The following is an 8,483-nucleotide window of genomic DNA, read 5'->3' as shown; positions in this document are numbered from 1 at the left end:
GGGAGAGAAAAAATTAGCGATTGACAAAGCCGGGGTTTTCTTGTGAAATCACGCGTTTATTTCCTCGTTTCGAAATAGGAACACCGAATCATGAAACGCACTTACCAGCCTTCGACCACGCGCCGCAAGCGCACCCACGGCTTCCTCGTACGCTCCAAGACCCGTGGTGGTCGCGCCGTTCTGGCCGCCCGCCGCTCCAAGGGTCGCAAGCGTCTGGCCGTGTAAGTTTTGGCCTTTCGCTTTCGCCGTGCGCACCGGCTGTTGAAAACGGATGAATTTTCATCCGTTTTTAGTTTGCGGCAAGCGCGCAGCAATCCCTATTTTCAGGTATACGCCCGCCCCAACGGCCTTAACCGCCCGCGACTCGGTCTCGTGGTCGGCAAGAAGGTCTCCAAGCGGGCGTATCGCCGTAATTACATCAAGCGCACCGTTCGAGAGTGGTTCCGCCTGAACCAGCAGACGCTCGGCTCCTTCGATTACGTGGTGCGTTCCCGCCTCGTGTTCGACCGCGAGACGCGCACCGAAGCTGTCACGGCGTTGTCCTCACTCTTTGGTAAACTAGCCCGATGTCACGCCTCTTCATCTTCCTGATCCGTTGCTATCAGGTCGCCATCAGCCCGTGGCTCGCGCCGCGCTGTCGCTATGTGCCGACCTGTTCCGGCTACGCGATCGAGGCGGTGAAGAAACATGGCGCCTGCAAGGGCGGCTGGCTGGCTGTTCGGCGTATTTCGCGCTGTCACCCCTGGGGTGGCAGCGGCTACGACCCGGTTCCCTGACCACCTTTCCCGGTAACGAGAGATGGATTCCAAACGACTGATCATTTTCATCGTTCTGTCCATGAGCATCCTGCTGCTCTGGCAGGAATATTTTGCGCCCAAACCGACCCCGCAGCAGCTGGCCAAGAGCCAGACTACGGCGGGTGCGCCGGGAGCCCCGGCCGCCCCGAGCGCGGCAGCCCAGCCGGCCGATGCCGCCAAGCTGACGTCGGGCCAGCGCATCACGGTCAGCACCGACCTCTACAAGGCGGAGATCGACACCGTGGGGGGTGACCTGCGTCGCCTGGATCTGCTGAAGCACAACGCCGCCGAGGACGCCAGCAAGCCGTTCGAGCTGTTCACCGACAAGGGCGGCCGCGTGTACGTGGCGCAGACCGGCCTGGTGGCGGCCTCCAACCCGGCGCTGCCGACGCACAAGACCGTGTTCACGGCCGAGAAGACCAGCTACCAGATGAGCGGCGGCAAGCTGGAAGTGAAGCTGACCGCGCCTGAAGCCAACGGCGTCAAGGTAAGCAAGGTGTACACCTTCAAGAAGGGCGCCTACGACATCGACGTGCGTTACGACATCAGCAACAGCGGCAGCGCGCCGGTCGCCCCGACCGCCTACTTCCGCCTGCTGCGCGACGGCCAGAAGCCGGAAGGCGAAGGCCGCTTTGCCAGCACCTTCACCGGCCCGGCGGTGTACACCACCGACGGCAAGTTCCAGAAGGTGTCGTTCGACGATCTGACCAAGGGCAAGGGTGACTACGTCAAGAGCGCCGACAACGGCTGGGTGTCGATGCTGCAGCACTACTTCATGAGCGCCTGGATCATCAAGCCGCTGGGCGGCCAGAGCGTGTGCGCCGCCGGCCAGCCGTGCCGCTTCGAGCTGAAGGGCAGCAACGGTCTGTTCTCCGCCGCCACGCTGGTGGATCTGCCGGCCATCGCCCCGGGTGCCAGCCGCTCGATCACCGTGCCGCTGTACGCCGGTCCGGAAGAGTTCGACATCATCACCAAGGTGGCCGACGGCATGGAGTACGCCAAGGACTACGGCTGGGTGCACATCTTCGCCTCGCCGCTGTTCTGGCTGTTGACCAAGCTGCACGCGCTGGTGAACAACTGGGGCTGGGCGATCATCCTGCTGACGCTGACCGTCAAGGCGCTGTTCTACCCGCTGACCGCCGCCTCGTACCGCTCGATGGGCAAGATGAAGGCGCTGGCGCCGCGTCTGGAACGCCTGAAGGAGCAGTACGGCGACGACCGCATGAAGATGCAGCAGGCGGTGATGGAGATGTACAAGAGCGAGAAGGTGAATCCGCTCGGCGGCTGCCTGCCGATGGTGATCCAGATTCCGGTGTTCATCGGCCTGTACTGGTCGCTCTTGGCTTCGGTCGAGCTGCGCCAGGCGCCGTGGACGCTGTGGATCAACGATCTGGCCCGCCCGGACCCGTTCTACGTGCTGCCGGCGATCATGGCCATCACCATGTTCCTGCAGACCTTCCTGAACCCGCCGCCGGCCGACCCGATGCAGGCGAAGATGATGAAGATCATGCCGCTGGCGTTCTCGGCGATGTTCTTCTTCTTCCCGGCCGGTCTGGTGCTGTACTGGGTGGTGAACAACGTGCTGTCGATCGCCCAGCAGTGGTACATCAACAAGCAGATCGAGAAGGCCAAGAAGCTGGCGCTGCAGTCCTGAGCCGCTTTGCACTCCCGATGACGAGCCCGGCCTTGATGGCCGGGCTTTTTTCCTGACATCCTTTGCTCTGTCCCCAGAGAAAAGCTTGGCCGAAGCGGTCTAACACCCAGACCGTTTCGGCCAATCCTTTCCGCCTTTGCCGCAGGACCGCCACCATGTCGCTTGCCTACACTCCGACCACCATCTGCGCCATCGCCACCGCTCCCGGCCGTGGCGGCGTCGGCGTCATCCGCGTCTCCGGCCGTGGTTTGCTGCCGTTTGCCCAGGCCATCTCGGGCGGCAAGACCCCGCAACCGCGCTACGCCACCTACAGCGACTTCGTCGCCACCGACGGCACGGCCATCGACAACGGCCTGATGCTGTACTTCCCCGGCCCGAACTCGTTCACCGGCGAGGACGTGCTGGAGCTGCAGGGCCACGGCGGGCCGGTGGTGCTCAACATGCTGCTCTCACGCTGCCTCGAGCTGGGGGCGCGGCTGGCCGAGCCGGGCGAGTTCACCAAGCGCGCCTTCCTCAACGACAAGCTCGACCTGGCGCAGGCCGAGAGCGTGGCCGACCTGATCGACGCGTCCAGCGAGACCGCGGCGAAGAGTGCGCTCAAATCGCTCAAGGGCGCGTTCTCGCACGAGATCCACCAGCTGGTGGACGAGCTGATCACGCTCAGGATGCTGGTGGAGGCCACGCTCGACTTTCCGGACGAGGAGATCGACTTTCTCGAGGCCGCCGACGCGCGCGGCAAGCTCGGCGGGGTGCGCGCCCGGCTCTCCCAGGTGCAGGCCACGGCGCGCCAGGGCGCGATCCTGCGCGAGGGCATGCACGTGGTGCTGGTGGGGCAGCCCAACGTCGGCAAGTCCTCGCTGCTGAACGCGCTGGCGGGCGACGACGTCGCCATCGTCACCGACATCGCCGGCACCACGCGCGACACGCTGCGCGAGGAGATCGTCATCGACGGCGTGCCGGTGCACGTGATCGATACCGCCGGCCTCAGGGACACCGACGACGTGGTGGAGAAGATCGGCATCGAGCGCACCTGGCAGGCGGTGCAGCGCGCCGACCTGGTGCTGGTGCTGGTGGACAGCCGTGAGGGGGTGGGCGCCGAAGTGAGCGCCATCCTGGCCAAGCTGCCGGAACGCCTGCCGCGCGTGTTCGTGTTCAACAAGGTGGACCTGTCGGGCGACGCGCCGGGGTTGGCCGAAGAAGACGGCCATCCGGTGGTGCGGCTGTCAGCGCGCACCCTGGCCGGGGTGGAGCTGCTGCGCGCCAAGCTGCTGGAGATGATTGGCTACCGTGGCGCCAGCGAAGGGGTGTTCCTGGCGCGCGAACGCCACCTCGACGCCATCCGCCGTGCCGCCGAGCACCTGGCGCTGGCCGAGACGGTATGGCAGCAGGTGGAGCTGTTCGCCGAGGAGCTGCGCCTGGCGCAGCACGCGCTGTCGGAAGTGACCGGCGAATTCACCCCGGACGATCTACTCGGGGTGATCTTCAGCCGCTTCTGCATCGGCAAGTAAGCCCCCCCGGCCCGGCTGGCTCCCCGCCGCCAGCAGCAACGGGGCACCCGGGGTGCCGGAACGGGACAGCAACTCGGCACGGGCAAGCAGGTGGGCGGGCTCGTTGCCGTCGCCGGGATACACCGCCACGCCGACGCGCAGCGCGATCTCGACACGGTGCTTGCCCAGCATGAACGGATTAGCCAGCCGCGCCAGCAACGGCTCCACCCGTTCGGCGATGGCGGTGGCGTCCTGCGGCAGGTCGGCCAGCAGGACCGCGAATTCGTCACACCCCAGCCGCGCCACGCAATCCTGCGGGCGCAAGCCATTCTCCAAACGCCGCCCGACCTGGCGCAGCAGCTGCTCGCCGGCTGCTTCGCCGTAGCGCGCCGCAATCGGCTGGAAGCGTTCCAGATCGAGATAGAGCAGCGCGACGCGCTGGCCGTGTGCCTCGGCGCGCGCCATGGCGCGCGACGTCCGGGCCAGCAGCAGGGTGCGGTTGGGCAGACCGGTCAGGGTGTCGCAGTGGGCCTGCTGCCAGGCTGCCTGCTGGCGCTGCCGCTCGGGGCAGATGTCGCTGAACAGCGCGACGTAGTGACTGGGCCGGCCCTGCTCGTCGGCCAGCACCGAAATCTTCAGCCACTCGGCCTGCACTGTGCCGTTCTTGCGGCAGTTGTTGATCTCGCCCTCCCAATGACCGTCCTGGCGCAGGCGTTGCCACAACGTCCGGTAGAAGGCCTCGTCGTGCCAGCCCGAGGCCAGCATGGCGGGGGTGTGGCCGACGATCTCGTCGGCGCTGTAGCCGCTGCGCAAGCTGAAGGCGTGGTTGACCGTGACGATGACGCTGTCGAGGTCGGTCACCATGATGCCTTCGCTGGCGGCGTCGAACACCGACTGCGCCAGCCGTTGCGCCGCCTGGCCGGCCAGGAGCGGCGAGACGTCGCTGAATGCCAGCAGCGCCGCGGGTGTCCGGCCCTGGACGTCGCCGCCGAGTGGGCGGGCACTGAGCGACAGCCACTGCACTTCGGCGCCATGGCTGGCGATGCCGAGCTGTTCGTGCTCGAGCGGGGCCGCGTCGCGCACCGCCGCCAGTCCTTGTGCCTGATCGGCGGCGAGCGGCGTGCCATCCGGGTGCACCAGCCAGCGCTCGGGCCGCATCCAGCCCGCCTCGTCGAGCCCCAGCAGGCGCCGCGCCAGCGGGTTGGCGGCGCTCACCGCGCCGTCGGCGTCGACCACGGCGACACCCATGGCCACGCTGTCGAACAGGGCCTGGAGTTGTTCCTCGCAGTGCCGCAGCCGCCGTGCCAGTTCGTGGCGGGAACTGACGTCGTGCACGATGCAATGCAGCAGGTTGCGGCCGTCCAATGGGCCCGGTCCGGTGTAGACCTCGACCTGGCGCTGCTCGCCGTTGGCGAGGTGGTGGACGCAGCTGAAGCGGGCGCTCTCGCCGCACAGTGCGCGCTCCATTTCCCGCTGCAGCGCCTCGGCCGGCAGCGTGATCAGCTGCGGCAGGCGCATCCGCGCCAGCACCTCGCGCGGGTAGCCGTAGAACTCGGCGGCGGCGGGGTTGGCGTCGACGATGCGGGCGCCGGCCGGGTCGACCAGCAGCTTGATGGCGGCGTTGTTCTCGAACAGGCCGCTATAACGCGCCTCGCTCTCGTCCAGCGCGTGCTGCTGACGCGCCAAGCGCAACAGCAGCAGCGCGAGGGCCGCGGCGCAGCCGGCCAGCAGCAGCGACCCCACCGTGCTCTGTTCGCGGCTGGCGGCGATGGTGCGCTCGACCGGTGCCAGCACGGCGCGCTCGTCGAAACCGACCACGGCGATCAGCGAGAACACCTCCAGCAGCTGCCAGGCATGGATGCGCGGCACGTGGTCGAGCGTGGAAGTCAGGCGGAAGCTGCCATGCGCGGCGGGTGACGGGCCGCGGAACGGCGCGTTGAAGTCGAACGGCTGCCCCATCGCCTTGTCCTGCAGCCGATTGCGCGCCAGAAAGCGGCCGTCGCTGCGCAACAGCGCCAGGGTGTCGTTCGGCCCCAGGCGCAGCGCGCCGAAACGGTTGATGAAGAAGTCCGGCGCAATCGAGAACACCATCACCCCGGCAAACTTGCCGTCGCGGTACATCGGGCGCGAGAACTGGATGCTCCAGGCCTGGGACACCCGCCCCAGCACCGGCTTGCTGATGTAGATCTGGTCGGTGCGGCTGATGGCGTGCACCTTGAAGTGGTCGCGGTCGCCCAGGTAGACGTGCAGCGAGTCGTTCAGGCTGGAGTAGGTGAGGTAGCCGTCGGCGTTGATCACCGCGATCTGGCTCAGCATGCCGGCCGGGAAGGTGGCGATGATCTGCCTGGCGTGCTGCGCCACCTGCTCGGGCGCCACCAGGTATTCCGCGCGCAGGCCCTGCAGCGCGAAGTCGACGTTGGCCAGCGCACCGGCCTGGCTGTCGGCCAGCGCGGCCGCCATCTGCTCGGCGTGCCGGGCGCTCTGCTGCAACGCCTGCGCCCGCAAGACGTCGTGGCTGTGCTCCAGGCGTAGCCAGTAGGCTGGCAGGGCCAGCACGGTGGCCAGCACGACGAGAGCCGCTGCCAGACGCAGGCGGGTAGCATTCCACATGGTGTTGTCGGACTAGGGTCGGGTTAGTGGGCATGAGCCGGAATGGCACCGGGACGCAGCGGGTGCCATGGTGCCCGACATTCTACCGGAAAAACACCGCCCACCATGCCGAATGAGTAGATGCCGAACAAATTTTTACCTGGTTGTGGCATCGGATCGCGGTGGGGCTGGCGGCCCATGGCGCCGCCCATGTGCCGGGCTATAGGCACCGCCGCCCTCCTTGCGCCGGCACCATGTCGTATGCTGAAAGCAGGACAGCCAAACGGGATGGGGCAACGATGCGAGATCATTACGATGTGCTGGTGGTGGGGGGCGGTATCAACGGCTGTGGCATCGCCAACCTGGCGGCCCAGTGCGGGCTCTCGGTGCTGCTGGTGGAGCAGGACGACCTGGCGGCGCATACCTCGTCGGCGTCGAGCAAGCTGATCCACGGCGGCCTGCGTTACCTGGAGTACGGCGAGTTTCGCCTGGTGCGCGAGGCGCTGGCGGAGCGCGAGGTGCTGCTGGCGATGGCGCCGCACATCATCCGCCCGCTGACCTTCATCCTGCCGCATCACAAGGCACTGCGCCCGGTGTGGATGATCCGCCTCGGGCTGCTGCTGTACGACCACCTCGGCAGCCGCGAGCAGCTGCCGGCCAGCCAGCGCCTGACGCTGGCGCAGCACCCGGCCGGCGCGCCGCTGCGCCAGCGCTACCATACCGGCTTCAGCTACGCCGATTGCTGGGTCGACGACGCCCGGCTGGTGGTGCTGAACGCGATGCAGGCGCGCGAGTACGGCGCCGACGTGCTGACCCGCACCCGCCTGGAAGGCGCCTGCCGCAGCGAGGGGGGCTGGCTGGCGCGCCTGGCGGATTCTTCTGGCACGCCGCGCACGGTGACGGCGAGCGCGCTGGTCAACGCCGCCGGACCGTGGGTGGAACGGGTGCTGGAAACCAGCCTGGGCCACGCCGGACGCTCCCGGCTGCGGCTGGTCAAGGGCAGCCACATCGTGGTGCCGCGCTGCTACGAGGGCGAGCACGCCTACCTGCTGCAAAACGGCGACCGCCGCGTGGTGTTCGTGCTGCCGTACGGCGACTACACCCTGATCGGCACCACCGACGTGCCGTTTGACGGCGACCCGGCGACGCTGGCGGCGAGCGCGGAGGAGATCGACTACCTGTGCCGCGTGGTGAACGAGTATTTCGTGCGCCCGATCCGGCCGCAGGATGTGGTGTGGAGCTTTGCCGGGGTGAGGCCGCTGTTCGACGACGGTTCGCCCAGCGCCACGGCGGTGACGCGCGACTACCATCTGGAACTCGACGGCAGCGACGTGCCGCTGTTGTCGGTGTTTGGCGGCAAGCTCACCACGCATCGCCAGCTGGCGCGCGCCGCGCTGACACGGCTGGCCGGCCGCTTCGACCTGGAGCTGCCGGACGAGCCGCCCCCGGCGCTGCCCGGCGGCGTCTTGCCGACGCTGACGCTGAGCGCCTACCGGCACCAGCTGGCGCAGCGTTATCCCTGGCTGCCGGCAACCCTGCTGACGGCGCTGCTGCAGCGCCACGGCAGCCTGATCGAGCGGCTGCTGCAAGAAGCGACGGCGCTGGCCGACCTCGGCACCGACCATGGCGGCGGCCTGTACCAGCGCGAGGTGGAATACCTGATCAGGGAGGAGTGGGCGCTCCAGCCTGACGACGTGTTGTGGCGCCGCAGCAAGTGCGGGCTGGCGATGAGCGCGGCCGAGCGCCAGGCTTTCGCCGCCGAGTGGGAGAGGCGCTATGCGGGGTTGAGGATGGACTGAAAGCCCGTTCCAGTGGGTGCGCGAGCCAAGGCAGGTTGAGTGCTGCCGGAGCACAGTAACCGGAATGGTCATGCCTACCTGAGGATTCCGTATCGCCGAGCGAATGACAGCGTGCAAATCTCTCGCTGAGCCAATCGAAGATTGGCACGCAGGGATT

At 67.5% G+C, this 8,483-nt stretch carries 7 protein-coding genes; 6 read left to right on the top strand and 1 reads right to left on the bottom strand.

The window, feature by feature from the left end; translation table 11 throughout:
- The first annotated feature begins 90 nt into the window (after positions 1-90).
- The 5 genes from rpmH to mnmE all read left to right on the top strand — a co-directional run bounded on the left by rpmH (position 91) and on the right by mnmE (position 3,959).
- Positions 91-225, top strand: a complete 135-nt coding sequence (gene rpmH / locus NH8B_RS20020; RefSeq protein WP_014088860.1) for a 50S ribosomal protein L34 — start codon at positions 91-93, stop codon at positions 223-225.
- Between the two features lie 3 nt (positions 226-228).
- Complete coding sequence (gene rnpA, locus NH8B_RS20650; protein ID WP_083844274.1) at positions 229-591, top strand: ribonuclease P protein component; 363 nt, start codon at positions 229-231, stop codon at positions 589-591.
- Positions 567-776 carry a membrane protein insertion efficiency factor YidD gene (yidD, locus tag NH8B_RS20015; protein ID WP_008955800.1) on the top strand — a complete coding sequence of 70 codons (210 nt, stop codon included), beginning with the start codon at positions 567-569 and terminating at the stop codon, positions 774-776. The genes rnpA and yidD overlap by 25 nt, the downstream gene beginning before the upstream one ends.
- Positions 777-798: 22 nt before the next feature.
- Complete coding sequence (gene yidC / locus NH8B_RS20010; RefSeq protein WP_014088858.1) at positions 799-2,451, top strand: membrane protein insertase YidC; 1,653 nt, start codon at positions 799-801, stop codon at positions 2,449-2,451.
- A 155-nt stretch (positions 2,452-2,606) separates the two neighbouring features.
- The gene (mnmE, locus tag NH8B_RS20005) at positions 2,607-3,959 is read left to right on the top strand and encodes a tRNA uridine-5-carboxymethylaminomethyl(34) synthesis GTPase MnmE (RefSeq protein ID WP_014088857.1); all 1,353 of its coding nucleotides are present in this window, start codon (positions 2,607-2,609) and stop codon (positions 3,957-3,959) included.
- Here mnmE and NH8B_RS20000 read toward each other — a convergent pair.
- Positions 3,918-6,548, bottom strand: a complete 2,631-nt coding sequence (locus NH8B_RS20000) for a sensor domain-containing diguanylate cyclase (protein ID WP_014088856.1) — start codon at positions 6,546-6,548, stop codon at positions 3,918-3,920. The genes mnmE and NH8B_RS20000 overlap by 42 nt on opposite strands.
- A gap of 278 nt (positions 6,549-6,826) precedes the next feature.
- Between NH8B_RS20000 and glpD the strand changes: the two genes are divergently transcribed.
- Positions 6,827-8,326: a glycerol-3-phosphate dehydrogenase gene (gene glpD / locus NH8B_RS19995; protein WP_014088855.1), complete on the top strand. Its 1,500-nt coding sequence runs from the start codon at positions 6,827-6,829 to the stop codon at positions 8,324-8,326.
- Positions 8,327-8,483: the final 157 nt, after the last annotated feature.

It is taken from the genome of Pseudogulbenkiania sp. NH8B (assembly GCF_000283535.1).
GTDB lineage: Bacteria > Pseudomonadota > Gammaproteobacteria > Burkholderiales > Chromobacteriaceae > Pseudogulbenkiania > Pseudogulbenkiania ferrooxidans.
The sequence above is the reverse complement of the archived record's forward strand: the minus strand, read 5'-3'. Positions and strand labels throughout refer to the sequence as shown.